Genomic DNA, 14102 nt, shown 5'->3' with positions numbered 1-14102 from the left:
GGGAGTAATGAACCCAGAATCACGCACCAACCAACACCGCATTGACCGAGGGCGCCTGATCTCGCTGGACGGGCTCAACGGCGTCGGCAAAACCTACCTGACCAGGCGAGTACTGGCGGCGTTTCCCGAAGCCGAACGCCCGCTGCTACTCGACGAATTCTCTCAACGCCGCGAACCAGGAAGCGACAGTGCCGATTTGGGCCGCCGTCTGCTGCGGATCCTGGCCGACGCCGCCAAAGGGGAGCACTTCCTGCGTGGCGGATTCCCCAAGTCCGAAACGCTGCTGCTGCTCGCGATCAAGATGCACGACCTCGAAACCACGCTGCCCGATCTGCTCGCCGGGCGAACCGTCATCGAGGGCCGCAGTGCGCTTTCCACGGCGGTGTATCAGTCGCTGATCATGCACCCCGCCGATGACGACGCAGCCGCCGACACCATACAGACGATCTTGGCAATGGCCGCCGCGTGGCGGCCTCTGCCGGATCTGACCATCGTGCTGGTCGACGACCTCGACGCAGCGATCCGCCGCGCTGAAGGCCGCGACGGCGTCGAGTTCGCACCCGACCAATGGGAAATCCACCGCCGTGCGGCGCCACTGTTCGAGCGGCTGGCTGATCTGGACCCCGAGCACGTTCGGCTGCTCGATCGCCGCGACCACGACACCGACAGCCTCACCGCGATGATCGGCGAGCTGATTCGCGGTGCACCCGCCCGCGAATGGCGCACGCTGCTCAACCCCGCCGGGCCGTGATCACTTCGTCAGCGCACCCCAACGCCCGATATCACCCGCAGCAGGTCAGCAGGTCCGCTCTCGGCCGCGGCGATGATGTCGGCGATCATCGGGAACAGCATCCGCGCCAACATCCTCGTGTCAGACACCATGTCGATTCGATCGAGGTCTTCGGCGCTGTACCAGCCGAACGGATGCGCAGGCTGACTCACCTGCTCCGCCCCGTGGGCGACCGCCAGGAACTGATGATCGATGTGCACGTGCGGCTCGTCGACGTGATTGTCCGCTGGGACGAGCAGTTCGTTGGTCCACCACGGCTGAGCAACCGCGGGGTAGGGATAGCCCGACGGCAGCGCCAGAGACGGCCACGACAGCAGCCGCACATCCCGGCCCGTCTCCTCCCGCGCCTCGCGGACGGCCGCCTCGGCCGGGGACTCATCCGCCTCGACGTGGCCACCTGCCAACATCGCCAGCTTCAACCGTGGGTGCTCAATCAATCCCAGCCGCCAGCGGCCCCCGATTTCGCACCACACGAATGTGCTGGCTGTGGCTTCTTTGATCACTGGAGAACTCCCGTGGCGCTGCGCGTTGATCGGCCCGCCCGACAGCGTGCCACGCGCCCGTGGCCGCGCCTAATCGACACGGCGAGTCGGCCATCGGCAACTTCTGGACACCGATGAACGGCCGCCACGACTTCTTCGGCAGCGTCCTGACCGGCCGGCGGGGCGTGATCTTCGACTGGGACGGCACCCTGGTCGACAACCACTTGCGCAACTACCAGGCCCTATGTGCCGCGCTGGCACCGCACCGGGTTACGGTCGGGCCGCAGTGGTATCGCCAGCACTGCGGATTGCCGATCTATGAGCTGCTGCGCCGAATACCCGGGGCCCGGCACCTACCGCTCGAGCAGATCGTGACCGCCAGCCGTAGCGGGCTGCTCGCCTCGACGTCACCGGCCACGCTCGTCGCGAACACCACCGTCCTCGATCTGGCCGAGTACGCCAACACCCGCGGCCTGCCCTGCGCTATCGCGACAGGGTCGGCGGCGGTTCTGGTGACCGCTGGACTCGACGCCCTCGGCCGCCCCAATATGTTTCGGCCCATCGTCACCCGAGAGGACGTCGAACACGGCAAACCGGCCCCCGACACCTACCTCGAGGCCGCCCGGCGCCTCCACCTCGATCCAGCGGTGTGCCTCGCTGTCGAGGACGCCCCCGACGGCATCGAATCAGCTCACCGAGCCGGGATGCCGGTGCTCGTCGTGCGCGGCAACGAACTCACCGACGTGGTGTACCCCCGCCACGGCGCGTGAGCGGCAAGAAGAGGCAGGCCTTGTGGTGTCGACGCGCCGGGCTCATGGGATAAGGCCGAAGAATTCTTCGCGCGCCTCGGCGCTGTCGCGCAGCCGTCCCCGCAACGCGTAGGTGGTTGTCGTCGCGCCGAGGGCCTGCGCCCCGCGCAGCGTCATACACATGTGCTCGGCACGCACGAGCACACCAACACCGGTGGGCTCCAGGTGGTCTTCGAGCCAGGTCGCGATTTGCTCGGTCATGCGTTCCTGGGTCTGCGCGCGACCGGCGTACAGCTCGACGACGCGAGCGAGCTTGGAGATCCCGATGATGTGGGGGCCGGGCAGGTAGCCCACGTGAGCCACACCGACGAACGGCAACCCATGGTGCTCGCACAGGGACCGAAACGTGATGTCCTGCACCAAGACCAGCTGCTCGTAGCCCTCCGCGGCGAACATGGTCAAATCGAACGGGCGTGGGGAGAGCAGTTCGGCGAAGGCCCGCGCCATCCTGGCCGGTGTTTCACGCAGCGACGGTCTGGACAGATCGACACCCAGCGCCGTCAAGAACGCGGCGGCTGCCTGCTCGGCGGCGGCCATGTCCCGCTCAGCCGCCTTGTCGTCAGCGGTGATCGGGCGCCGCGCGGGAACACCGTCGGCGAGTTCGATGCATTCTGCTGGTGCGAGGCGGCTGGCCATCTGATCTCCTAAACCGGGTCATACTCGACATGACTCGTGATGAGATGGGTCGAGAGCGTCCTGTACCACCGTAGACAGCGCGGACGGGCCGAAGAACTCACTGCGAGTGGGGCTTTCGTGATGCGAGGAGCGCGACATGCCGGGCTCATCGGCGCAGACACCTACTGCGGGGAGGAGTGCGCTCTCCGGTCGGGTCGCCGGCGCCATTCTCGCCGCGATTCGCCGATCCACCGGCGACAGCCAGGTGCGGTTCTCCGAACGGGTCGGAGTGTCGGACAAAACAATTCAGGGGTGGGAGACCGGTTTGAAGCCCCTGGTCCGGCTGCCCTACACCAGACTGCGCGGGTTGCACCGATCCCTCACCGCGCTGGGCGAGGCGCCCAGCGAACTGACGCGGGTGTGGGAAACCGCGCTGGCGGTCGACGAACTTCTCGACGCATTCGGCACCGTCGATCCCGACCGGCATCCTCTCGCGCTGACAGTGCCGGATCGTGCGACCAGCGACCTGATTTCATGGGCAATCACCGGTCAGCTGCCGCGCCAACTTCGAGAGACCTCCGCAGTACTGCACATCCCGCGAAGGGAACGCGACCAGGCAGCAGCAGCACTATGCGAGGTGGCTGACCGTGCCGCGCCCGGCAGCGCCGCAGCGGCGCAACTACGTCGCCACGCTATGTATCTCGTTGCCGGACACCAAGGCTCGCAAGATTGGATCGCCGAGCAGGTGCGCGGCACCATGCGCCGACCACGCAGCGAGCTGGCGCAGTGGTCCCCGCAGTGGCCACTTGCCCGCTCAGCGGCAGTGAGCGCGGCCGTGGTCGGCGACACCGAACCGCTGACGCGGTTCATCGCCGGAGGCGGCATCGACGACCGCAACGCCCTGATCAACCTGACCTACTGGGCCCACTGGTCGGGCGAGATCCGCGATGTGTGGATCAGCGATGCGGCGATGACCCACCCCAGCACCGACAGTTGGTCCGGGGAACAGCTACTGGCGGGCCTGCTCCATGGGATCGTGCACGCGCCGTACCGGGAGCTGTCGGTGCACACGTTGACCGCACTGCTGGCGACGCGGCGGCAACTGGCCACCGATCCACGGTGGCGCCCACGGATTTCGTCTACCGTCGAGATCGCACTCACCAATGAGGGTTTGAGCGGTGCCGCCCGGCGATGCCTCGACCAGGTGTACTACCTTGTAAGGAGCGAATGACGATGTTAGACAACGGCCTCCGCGGCATCGCAATATTCGCCTACGAAACCGGTCGACTCAAGCGGCTGGCCCGCGACGGCTTTGAAAACGCCATCGTCGCCAACCCGGAATCGGTCTCCGAACACAGCCACCGTGTCGGCATCCTGGCCTACATCATCGCGATCCTAGAAGGCGCACCGAACCCCGAGCGCGCCGCGACGCTCGGCGTGTTCCACGACGTGCCCGAATGCCGTCTGGGAGACAACAACGCCGTCACACGCAACTACGTCAAAACCGCCGATCCGCAAAAGGTAATCCGTGACCAAACCGAGCGCCTGCCGGGTTCCGTCGCAGAAAGCATCCGAGCACTGGTCGATGAGCACGAGTCGTGCAAAGGGCCCGACGCAACACTGGAAGCACGGTGCTCACACGACGCCGACAAACTGGATTGCCTGCTCCAAGCCCGTGAATACGAGTCCGCTGGCAACCGGAACATGCAGGTATTCATCGACACGATGTTGAATTCCCTTCTGACCCCGACAGGCAAAGAGCTCGGCCAAGCCGCACTCGAAGTCGACCCGGCAACGTGGTGGCTGGAGTTCTCCGCCCGCATTGGCAGCCCAGGACTCAGCTGACGCTGACCAGGTGCCGACACCTCAGAGCCGCAACACGTGGGTTGGAGGGCACGGTCACCGCCGCGGCAGGACGTATTACCCACCCTGACCCCGACGCTAAGGGGCGCCCGCATAGCCCCGCCCCGCCGCCGGGAAAAGCAGTATCGCCGCGGCGGGGTGGGAATCCTTGCAGCTGTCATCTAAGGCATCGGCTGCCCGGACGGCATTCGGAGGCCGCCTCCGGCGGCGAACTTGGGCGCCGCGGCACCAGAGTTGCCCCCAGCTGCAATCGGTGCTTGCGGAGCTTGCCTCGCCCGTAGCCGGAAGACAAAGTAGTCCCGTCGATCCGCAGGCCTTGCAGAGGATCGACGGGACGTTGCTCTTTCAGACCCGTCGCCGCACTGGTTGCCGCTCCCCGCTACGGTGTCTACCAGTTCGCTACGCGCATTCAGGCCGCAATCGACCAGGGCTCGAACTCTCCGTTGAGGAGACCGTCGCGGAAGGCGCTCCACTCGCCTTCAGTGAACTCCAGCGTTGTTCCGTCGGCCCCTCGCAGCACCACCCCGCGTTCGGCGGTGTGCTCGATGCTGGGTTGGCCGGTCCCGGTCTCGGCACCGACGTCTTGATTCAGAGCCATCGCTTCGAAGTCGTCCCAAGCGCCAGAGGGCATCTCGATAATCGGCTCCTGTTCGGCCCGGTTTCTGGGGTCGCGTTGATATTTGCTGTCACGGATGAAAACACTCTCCGCGCCTTCGATCCGCCGCACACGGACGCATTGGCCGCCTCCGTCGCTCGCCGACGGCGTGCGGTACCCATCGAGTGGCCGTTGCCCGGTCATGTTCGTATTCCTCACCTTCTACTGCTCCTTCGCGAGAATTTCGGCCTGCCCGGCGATCATCTTTCGGCTTTCGCCCGGCGGTAAGGCCAGTCGGTGCAGCCCTTGCCAGAGCCGATCGTGGTTGGCGACTTCTTTGTGTTCTCGCAGCAGGACGTCCTCCGTGAGCGATTCGACTATCGCCAGAGGTGGATCGTTGACAACGAAGTCGTAGAGCTGCCACGGTGACCGGGGCGCTCGTAGCTTGAGTAGCTCGCCGCCGACTGGCAGGACGCGGAACTCGACCGGGCCGTCATCGTCGATCAGTTTGAGCAGGTATTCAAGCTGTTCGAGCATGGCGGGTCGCGGCACCATGAGCCGTCGGATCGCCGTTTCCTCGACAATGACCTCGATACGGGGCCCGCCCGGCGCAAACGCCTCTTGTTGACGGCGTTCGCGACAGCGGATCTCGACGGGGTTGTCTGCAGAATCGCCGGTGATGCTCGGGTCATGGCGCGCCCGCAGGTAGGCCGGTGACTGGAGCAAGCCGGGGATCAAGTTGAAGTCGTACCAGCGGATTCGACTGGCACCGGCTTCGAGGTCGGCCGGTAGAGCTTGCCGAGGTGAGAGACCTTTGAAAGCTTTGTTTTCCCACCACCCCGACACCGTGGCGTCACGGGCCAGCGCGTAGTACTCCTGCCATTGGGTGGAGTGCTGTTCAACCCCTAAGTGTTCGACGATCTTCATAGTCTGATCAGCGGGGACGCGGCGTTGCCCGTTCTCGATCCTGTTCAACAGAGTCCGATCGATGCCCACTGCCCTGGCGATTTCTGCGATTGAACGATCCGTCGGCTCCTGGCGGAGGCGGCGCAACCCGTCGCCGAGGTGTAACCGCCGACTGTAGGGCGAGATTCGTTCACCGTTGGCTGATGTCGAACCTAGCGGCAACGGTCACACCTCCTCAATCGCACAGTGACCAACTGTCACACCAGTGCTCCTGTCACAGCATACAGCCTTGAGTTTCCTCGTTCTCGTTGCACCGTGCTTGTCACTGTGACACTCTGACACAGAGCAGCGCAGAGTGATAGCGGCTATGCCAGTCACTTTGCTGAGGAAGCCCTAGGTGTAGGTGGGACTGATGGCGGCTGAACTCGAACGCGACATCACGGTGGGCCGCCCGTCGGTCTGCCCACTGGACCTGAGTCGGGGACTTACGAGCCGTTCACTCGACCATCCGCGATGCTGGATGCCTACGGTGCGGTGCGGGAACCGACTCGTGCTGGACTGGGCCGCGGATATCCGTGGCCTGGTCATGCCGATGTCAGTGGGCTTCACAGTGCGCGAGCAACTGCGCCAGCGTGGCCGGTTAGGTCCGGTGATCGGCCACCCAGGATCGCGGCGGGTGACGATTTTGACGTGCCTGCCCGATGGAACTGAGCAAACGTACGGGGATCGGCTATTCGCGTTAAACGTGAGTGTCGCATCGGGCAGCATCGCTTTGCCGATGCCGGGTGATGATCGATTCCGGGAGTGGATCGAGTCGCCAGAGAACGGCTTCGTTCCCCCGATGGGAGACGTGATCTACGCAGTGCTGGGGCTGCTGCGGTGACCTTGATGTTCGGGTACATGAACCTCCGCCTGGTCGGTCCCGACCAGGCGGAGGCAGCGGCGCGTTTAGAGGAATTCGCCAACAGCTACGGCGGCAGCGTCGCGGACCGGGTCTACTACGAACGCGGATCGGCCGTCGGAGCCCTGTGGTCACTGATCCAGACGGTCGACAATGACCTCGGCGGGCAAGTGTTGCCGCGCCTCCATGCGGTGGCGCAGCACAATGCCATGAGCGTGGATCAGCTGGTGCGAAGCCCGCTACCGACCCCGGCGTTGTGGTGGCTGCTGGACGAGTTGTCGAACGCAGGCGGCGGCCACCTACTGGTTCCGTCCCCCGCTCATTTCGACCAGCTCGGTGTACCGAGGCATATTCTCCTGCACCGCATTTCGGAGCTGACCCCTATGGTGCATGTGGTCTTTACCGATCCCGAGCCCGGCAGTAGCGAGCCCGGTTTGGTTGCCGAGGTCGTCGTTCCCGCCTTTCACCTCGCCGAGGAGATCATCGGGGTGAACCTCCGACAGCGCCTGCCCCGCGCGGGCCTCGGTGATGTGGTCGAGCCGATCATGGCCTTGGTACACGAGCTGATCAGCGCGTCACTGGACAAACCAGCTGCGGAGCTGGCGACTGAGCACAACTCGATCCGAGTGCGTGTGCTCTGTCCGCCAGGATCCAGCACGGTGGCCGTCGAGTTCTACGAATCTCGCGATGGCGGGAGCGTGACACGGCATGAGATCCCGCTTCCAGCGGAGCAGCACGAAGATCCTCCCGATGCCACGGCACCGGACGCTGGCCACACCGAGCTGGCGGATGCCCAACCGGAGCCGGGGGCCGTTCGATTCTCACCCAGTGAGAGTCCGCGGTGATCGCCATGGACCGCCGCGTGGCTGTCGAATTCGAGGGTCTGCATCCTCTGCACTACTACCGAGCGGGATCGCGCGGCGCAGGAGTTCGCGGCCGAGGTTCGGCGCCACGGCACGACACCGGACGTTAGCACCGACGACCGCCTTCACCCGAATAGGAACGAGCTTCCGTGCCAACGGCTTTACATGCCCGATCACGCTTTCCGGATCTCGCCACACCCCTGCGAGGACGAATGAACGCACTCACCAATACCTCCGCGAACACGCGCGAGAAGCCCAGGATGAGCGATTCCGCGCTCTCGGAGGACCGGCTGGATCCGCGCGAAAGAGGCGGCTGGACCCTGCGAAAGGGGCGACTGAGCCTGCATGTGCCGCTACCGGCGACGGCTGACGCCGCCGCGGCCGCGGCGACTCTGTTCGCGCGCCAGCACACCGCGAGGTGGCCGCTGATCGAGTGGTCGAGCCTGGTCACCGACGTGACCGTGTCGCTGGTTGCGTCGGTGGTGCGGCAGGTCCAGGCCCGCGACTACCGCGGCCCGAGGCCCGAGGCGATACAGGCACGTCTGCGCTGGACCAGCGCCACGATCGTGGCGATCGAGGCACGCGACCTGGGTGGCACGGGATCGGCCCGACACAATTCCGATCCTGCACTCGGCGATGCGCCGTGGGTCGGGTACCGGATCTACAGCGTTACTCGATTGCGGGTTCGTGGTGTTCCGACTTTCAGGGGCCACACTCCTGCTTCGAAAGCGGGCGACCTTTGGAGATCGACGTGGTCGCCGTGGGCGCAGGTGTGAATGGCGATCCGCCCGGCGAAGCGACCTCGATCATCTGAGTGATCGGGGTGCACAGAGCTCTGATGTTGAAAATGGTTGCTGGACAATACAGTTCGGCGAAAGCAAAAGGGGAGCAACAACGTGACAGGGTACGGGCCAGACGTGGTGATCGTCGATAGCGGGCTCGCAGCCGGATCAGCAGGCCTGCGGGATCGATTGCGCAGACGCCTGACCAACCACGGCCTGCAGGTGCAGGCGATGCCACTGCGCGCCGACCAGCGGATACAGAGTCTGCCCGGTCTCACCGGGGCGCGAGCACTGGTGGTGCTCGATGTCGAACCTGATGCCGACGACATCGACGCACTGCCTGAGCTGGAGGTTGTCGCGGGCGTGACCGACGGAACGGGTCTCGCGATCGCTGATCAGCTGGCCGCACGCGAGATCCTGTTCATCGACGGCTCGCGAGGCTATACGCAGTCACGGGTCGAGCTGGCCGTCGGGCTGACGATCGCCGGGATGCGCCGAATCACAATGTGGCACTCGGCGATGCTGGTCGGACTGGCGAAATGGCCGAACCCCAGCAGCCACATCGTCGACAGCTCGCGGCACCTGTCGGGCACCGTGTGCGGCAAGAACGTCGCGGTGGTCGGCCTGGATCCGTTCGGGACAGCTGTCGCGCGGGCCTACGCCGAACTCGGGGCGACACTGTATGCAGTCGACTGCGTCGCCGACGACAGTGTCTTCGGACAGATCGGCGCACAACGTATTTCGGTCGAGGAACTGACCGACCGCGCCGATATCATCGTCCTCGCCGGTGGCCCGGGCGCTCCGACGCTGACCGCAGAGATAGTCGACCGCATCCGGTACGGCGCTCAGGTGGTGACCGTCGCCGGTGTGCAACGGATCGACATGCCCGCGCTTCGGCGCAGGGCCTGCGATGGCTCACTGGCGTGGGTGACCGACAGCTACGACCACGTGCCTGTCGCCGCGGAAGACCCGATCCTGTGGCAGCCGCAAGTAGTGCATGTGCCCGGCATCGGCGGGCACACCGTGGAAGCGGCCGACGCGGTAGCCGACATCCTCGCCGACAACATCTCTATGGTTCTGTCCGGCGAAATGCCAGACCCGTGGGATCTTCTCCCGCACCCACTCGCAGGTGCGGACTGCACGCTCGGCTCCGTCGCCGAGGGGGCACAGCGATGACGAATGCGCAGGCAAGCAGCGTGGCCGCCCGAAGCCAGCGCCCCGGACTCGCCACGATGCCGGTCATCGTGGACACCGTCATCGGGCATCGGCCCGATGACGCTGTGGCGCTGACGATGGCCGCGCGCCTGTTACCGGTGTCGCTGGTAGTCACCGCCGACGAGCTCCGCCACGGCAACCGCGCGCGGCTGGCTCGCTTCCAGATGAATCTGCTCGGCCGTCCCGGCGTGCCGGTCGTGGCCGGTGGCCAGCTACCAGCCGCCGAGACCCGATGGTTCGCCGACGGGATAGTTTCCGATGACACCGAACTGCACACCGATTCGTTCCTCGAATCCCTCGACTGGGTCATGCGAAATCAGAACCGACCGCTGCATTGGGTGGTGAGTGGCCCCGCGACGAACCTCGCCTGGGCCTTGCAGCAGCGCCCGGGCCTGGCCGAGAGGCTGGTAGTGACGTGGGCTGTCGGCGAACGGCATATGCGTCTCGACCCGGGAGCCGCGGTGCAGGTGCTGCGGTCACGGCTACTGGATCTGTCGCTGGTGCTGGTCGACTCGGTCCCGCACCCGGGCACGGGAATCGGGCCGGGCAGCAGGGTGTACCACGCACTGCAGGGTCAGCGCCGCCAGAAATGGGCCACGGTCGTACGCAACTGCTACGACCAGTCGTTCAACCAGCAGCGACCCGGTATGCGGCTGGAGGCTCCGCTGGCTGTGGTCGCCGCGACAGGCCGCCGCATCGTGGCATGCGAGGACGCACGATTCGACCTCTCTGATGACGGCCGGATACACCTGCATCCCAACGGGGATCACTGGGCGCGCATCGCCACCGACACCACCTACCGGGCCATCAACGACCGCGTCACCACCCTGCTGGCCCTGTTCGGGCACGCAGGTGGATACGCACCCGATCTGCTGGACTTCCTTGGGGAACAACAGCGATGACATCGAGAGGGCCCCACACCGAAACCGATATCGATCCGCCACGGCGAATCGGTCAGCAACGACACCCATCTGCTGCGTTCGACCGGACGGGGTGAGAAACATGGGTACCGACGACGCCGACACCGGCGATCTCGAACCGACACGCTGGGGACCGATCAAGAAGTCCGACGCCGTCCACCCCTGGGTTGCGGTGGGCGACGAGTCGGCCTCGGAATGGTGGCTGCGCCGAGAATTCGACGGCGGAGTCGCGATCGTGCGCGCGGACACGCTGACTACATGCTCGGCCCGCGGAGAAACCACCAGCGGACGCCAGTTCCGCGGCCAGCCCGTTAAAGAGATCGCCCGCGCCCTCGCCGACGCCGACGCCTGGATCGCCGAGATGACGGCCTCTGCGCCAACACACGCCGATGCAGGCAGCGAAGAGGGCGCCACCGACTCATCACTGCCCCCATCGCCCCGCTGATCCGAACTATCTGCTGCTCAACGGAAGGAACTCGACCACAACATGACAACTCACGGCACCGTGAGGTGGTTCGACGACGCGAAGGGCTTCGGCTACATCGAAGTCGGTCCAGGCCGACAGGAGATCCGTGTGGACTCCTCCGCGATCCAGGCAACCAAACCCGGACGGCGCTCGCTCCAAGTGGGACAGCGCGTCAAGTTCGGCATCGGCAACGGAGACAAGGGGCTCTGCGCGACGGACGTGCGCCCAGACTCCGAACCCGTCAGCGAACAGCACGCCGAATCCGCCCGTCAGCGCACACCGCACAGCAACCACACGGCCTCATGATCCGGACCGACCACAATCAGCCGTTGATCAGGACCGACGTCCCGCAGGCGGCGCGAGTCTGGAACTACTTGATGGGCGGGAAGGACTACTACGTAATCGATCAGATCACCGGCGACCTGGTCGTTGAGCAGTACCCCGACATCAGCCGAATGGCGGTTCAGTCGCGACAGTTCCTCGTCCGCGCGGTGCGATTCCTCGTCGCCGACGCCGGCGTGCGCCAAGTCCTCGACATCGGCTGCGGCCTGCCCACCATGCAGAACACCCATGAAGTGGCCCAGAGCGTGGTGCCCGAATCGAAGATCATCTACGTCGACAACGACCCTCTAGTCCTGACCCACGCGCGGGCATTGATGCAGTCCAGGAGTCCCGAAGGGGTGACCACCTACATAGATTCGGACTTCCACTTCCCGGAACAGATCATCTCCGACGCCCACAACGTGTTCGACTTCAACGAGCCGATCGGCGTCTTGTTCATGGGTGTGCTCGGCTACGCCAAGGCCTACGATGACGCACTGCGCATCGTCAACACGATGATGAACGGATTGCCCGAGGGCAGCTACCTGGCCCTCTGGGACGGCACCAACGACAGCAAGGCCTACGTCTCGGGGTGCGAAGCCCGCAACCGCGCACGCGGTGTGCCCTACATCCCACGCCCTCAAAACCAGATCCTAGGCTTCTTCCACGGCCTCGATGTGGTTGAGCCGGGATTCGTTCCCATCACCCACTGGCAGTCGGATGAACCCGATGTCGGCAAAGTCCGACCAGTCTCGGCCTACGGTGCCGTGGCCCGCAAACCATAGAAGCAGGAATCCGGTCGAGCACCGCAACCGAGGACTCCCCTGACTGGCGGCGGGGCCGGTGGCGCATTGAGCGCTGAACCGGCCCGGTGCCAGTTCCATTGCACTGCAATAGCTCTGGTGTTCAGAAGGGTCTTGGACGACCCCGGTCGCGAATGGGGCGAGGCTACCCGCGGGCTTGGCGCGCCCGGCGCGGGACACGCTGACAATTCCGCGGAGCGCGGTGTTCGGCATCGGAGTGAGGTGGGTCACCCGCCTGGTTTAGCCTTGCGGCTATGGCACGGGATGAGCGCGGTGTGACCGCCACTCAGGATGATTTCGCTTCCTGGTACCAAGATGTCGTGATCAAGGCTGGCCTTGTCGACCGGGGTCCGGCCAAAGGCACGATGGTGATCCGACCGTATGGGTACGCGATCTGGGAGCTGCTGCAGGCCAAGCTCGACGCGGAGATCAAGGAAACCGGTCACCAGAACTGCTACTTTCCGATGCTCATCCCGGAGTCGTACTTAACGCGGGAGGCCAAGCACGTCGAGGGCTTCGCCCCGGAACTGGCGGTAGTTACCCACGCTGGCGGCAAGGTGCTCGAAGAGCCCTTGGTGGTGCGGCCCACCAGCGAAACGATCATCGGCGAGATGATGGCCAAGTGGATCGAGTCGTGGCGTGACCTGCCGCTGAAGCTGAACCAGTGGGCCAATGTCGTGCGGTGGGAGCTGCGGCCGCGAATGTTCCTGCGTACCACCGAGTTTCTCTGGCAGGAGGGGCACACTGCGCACACTGATGAGGCAGAGGCGCGGGAGGAGATGATGCTGGCGCTGGGCATCTACGAGCGGGTCGCGCGGGAGTTGGCGGCGATGCCGGTGGTTCCCGGCGAGAAAACCGCTGGCGAGAGGTTCGCGGGTGCGGTGTCAACGGTGACGATCGAGGCCATGATGCGCGACGGCAAGGCGCTGCAGGCTGGAACCAGCCATTACATGGGCCGCAATTTCGCGACCGCGTTCGGGATCGGCTACACCTCCGCTGACGGGCGCGAGGAATTGGCCCATACAACGTCATGGGGGATGAGCACCCGGATGCTGGGCGGGCTGATCATGACCCACGGTGATGAGCGCGGCCTGGTGCTGCCGCCCCGGCTCGCGCCGCACCAGGTGGTGATCGTGCCGATCACCCGCGGCACCGACACCACCGTCGTCGCGGCCGCCCATGAGCTGGCCGCGAAACTGCGGGCGGCCGATGTGCGTGTTCACGTCGACGACCGCGACCAGTTGTCGCCGGGCCGCAAGTACAACGAGTGGGAGTTGAAGGGCGCACCGGTCCGGCTCGAACTCGGTCCCCGCGATCTGGCGGCAGGGACGGCGGTGATGGCGCTGCGCCTAGGGGCGGGCAAGCAGTCGATCCCCCTGGATGAGCTGCCACAGCAGATGCCGCGGGTCCTCGAGGAGTTCCAGGCGATGCTGCTGGCGCGGGCGAGCGAGTTCCGGCACTCACGGACCGTAACCGTGGACGACTGGGCCGGTTTCGAGGCGGCGGTGGCGTCGGGGTGGGCGGTCGCGTTGCACTGCGGACGGCCCGAGTGCGAAGACCAAGTCAAGGCCGCCACTGCGGCGACGCCGCGCTGCGTGCCGCTGGACGCGGCGCCGGAGAGCGGCCGGTGCGTGCGCTGTGACGCCCCAGCCGCCTACGGCAAGCGGGTGATTTTCGCGCGCGCCTACTGACTCGTTGCGGCATCGTGGGGGGCCCGGGGCGCCCCGGGGGCCCCCGCGGTTTAGCGCGCCAACGAGGAACAGCGGGGGGT

At 65.6% G+C, this 14102-nt stretch carries 17 protein-coding genes; 13 read left to right on the top strand and 4 right to left on the bottom strand.

The features are described from left to right. Nucleotides 1–7: 7 nt before the first annotated feature. Nucleotides 8–751, top strand: coding sequence for a hypothetical protein (locus AB0H61_RS36890; protein ID WP_357313043.1), 744 nt, complete (start codon nt 8–10; stop codon nt 749–751). Nucleotides 752–759: 8 nt separating this feature from the next. On the opposite strand, the gene AB0H61_RS36885 is transcribed toward AB0H61_RS36890, so the two are convergent. Continuing rightward, a complete protein-coding gene (locus AB0H61_RS36885) occupies nt 760–1293 on the bottom strand; it encodes an NUDIX domain-containing protein (protein ID WP_357313041.1) in 534 nt (177 codons plus the stop codon). Nucleotides 1294–1352: 59 nt separating this feature from the next. On the opposite strand from AB0H61_RS36885, the gene AB0H61_RS36880 reads away from it, so the two are divergent. Further along, a complete protein-coding gene (locus tag AB0H61_RS36880) occupies nt 1353–2042 on the top strand; it encodes an HAD family phosphatase (RefSeq protein WP_357313039.1) in 690 nt (229 codons plus the stop codon). Nucleotides 2043–2084: 42 nt separating this feature from the next. On the opposite strand, the gene folE is transcribed toward AB0H61_RS36880, so the two are convergent. Further along, a complete protein-coding gene (gene folE / locus AB0H61_RS36875) occupies nt 2085–2618 on the bottom strand; it encodes a GTP cyclohydrolase I (protein ID WP_357313157.1) in 534 nt (177 codons plus the stop codon). A gap of 235 nt (nt 2619–2853) precedes the next feature. Here folE and AB0H61_RS36870 point away from each other — a divergent pair, with 235 nt between their 5' ends. Together AB0H61_RS36870 and AB0H61_RS36865 are read left to right on the top strand one after the other, a co-directional pair. Next, nucleotides 2854–3927 carry a helix-turn-helix transcriptional regulator gene (locus AB0H61_RS36870; RefSeq protein WP_357313036.1) on the top strand — a complete coding sequence of 358 codons (1074 nt, stop codon included), beginning with the start codon at nt 2854–2856 and terminating at the stop codon, nt 3925–3927. A 2-nt stretch (nt 3928–3929) separates the two neighbouring features. Then, a complete protein-coding gene (locus AB0H61_RS36865) occupies nt 3930–4541 on the top strand; it encodes an HD domain-containing protein (RefSeq protein WP_357313033.1) in 612 nt (203 codons plus the stop codon). A gap of 427 nt (nt 4542–4968) precedes the next feature. Here AB0H61_RS36865 and AB0H61_RS36860 read toward each other — a convergent pair whose 3' ends face one another. Both AB0H61_RS36860 and AB0H61_RS36855 read right to left on the bottom strand, forming a co-directional pair. Next, nucleotides 4969–5358, bottom strand: a complete 390-nt coding sequence (locus AB0H61_RS36860; RefSeq protein WP_357313031.1) for a DUF397 domain-containing protein — start codon at nt 5356–5358, stop codon at nt 4969–4971. Between the two features lie 18 nt (nt 5359–5376). Then, nucleotides 5377–6282 carry a helix-turn-helix transcriptional regulator gene (locus tag AB0H61_RS36855; protein WP_357313028.1) on the bottom strand — a complete coding sequence of 302 codons (906 nt, stop codon included), beginning with the start codon at nt 6280–6282 and terminating at the stop codon, nt 5377–5379. 190 nt (nt 6283–6472) lie between these two features. Here AB0H61_RS36855 and AB0H61_RS36850 point away from each other — a divergent pair, with 190 nt between their 5' ends. From AB0H61_RS36850 to proS, 9 genes are all read left to right on the top strand, one after another. Next, on the top strand, nt 6473–6943 hold the full coding sequence (locus tag AB0H61_RS36850) for a hypothetical protein (protein WP_357313025.1): 471 nt from the start codon (nt 6473–6475) through the stop codon (nt 6941–6943). A 17-nt stretch (nt 6944–6960) separates the two neighbouring features. Further along, nucleotides 6961–7806 (top strand): hypothetical protein, encoded by an 846-nt coding sequence (locus tag AB0H61_RS36845; RefSeq protein ID WP_357313022.1) that lies wholly within the window; start codon nt 6961–6963, stop codon nt 7804–7806. A gap of 278 nt (nt 7807–8084) precedes the next feature. Next, nucleotides 8085–8600 (top strand): hypothetical protein, encoded by a 516-nt coding sequence (locus tag AB0H61_RS36840; protein ID WP_357313019.1) that lies wholly within the window; start codon nt 8085–8087, stop codon nt 8598–8600. 120 nt (nt 8601–8720) lie between these two features. Beyond that, the gene (locus AB0H61_RS36835) at nt 8721–9782 is read left to right on the top strand and encodes an NAD(P)-dependent oxidoreductase (RefSeq protein WP_357313016.1); all 1062 of its coding nucleotides are present in this window, start codon (nt 8721–8723) and stop codon (nt 9780–9782) included. Beyond that, complete coding sequence (locus AB0H61_RS36830; protein WP_357313015.1) at nt 9779–10723, top strand: nucleoside hydrolase; 945 nt, start codon at nt 9779–9781, stop codon at nt 10721–10723. The genes AB0H61_RS36835 and AB0H61_RS36830 overlap by 4 nt, the downstream gene beginning before the upstream one ends. Nucleotides 10724–10823: 100 nt before the next feature. Continuing rightward, a complete protein-coding gene (locus AB0H61_RS36825; RefSeq protein WP_357313012.1) occupies nt 10824–11186 on the top strand; it encodes a hypothetical protein in 363 nt (120 codons plus the stop codon). Between the two features lie 42 nt (nt 11187–11228). Beyond that, nucleotides 11229–11513, top strand: a complete 285-nt coding sequence (locus AB0H61_RS36820; RefSeq protein WP_357313009.1) for a cold shock domain-containing protein — start codon at nt 11229–11231, stop codon at nt 11511–11513. 23 nt (nt 11514–11536) lie between these two features. Next, complete coding sequence (locus AB0H61_RS36815) at nt 11537–12313, top strand: SAM-dependent methyltransferase (protein ID WP_357313006.1); 777 nt, start codon at nt 11537–11539, stop codon at nt 12311–12313. Nucleotides 12314–12585: 272 nt separating this feature from the next. Further along, entirely contained in the window at nt 12586–14022 is a 1437-nt protein-coding gene (proS, locus tag AB0H61_RS36810) for a proline--tRNA ligase (RefSeq protein ID WP_357313003.1), read from the top strand. Nucleotides 14023–14102: the final 80 nt, after the last annotated feature.

Source organism: Nocardia sp. NPDC050710, from assembly GCF_040654375.1.
Classification (GTDB): domain Bacteria; phylum Actinomycetota; class Actinomycetes; order Mycobacteriales; family Mycobacteriaceae; genus Nocardia.
The sequence above is the reverse complement of the archived record's forward strand: the minus strand, read 5'-3'. Positions and strand labels throughout refer to the sequence as shown.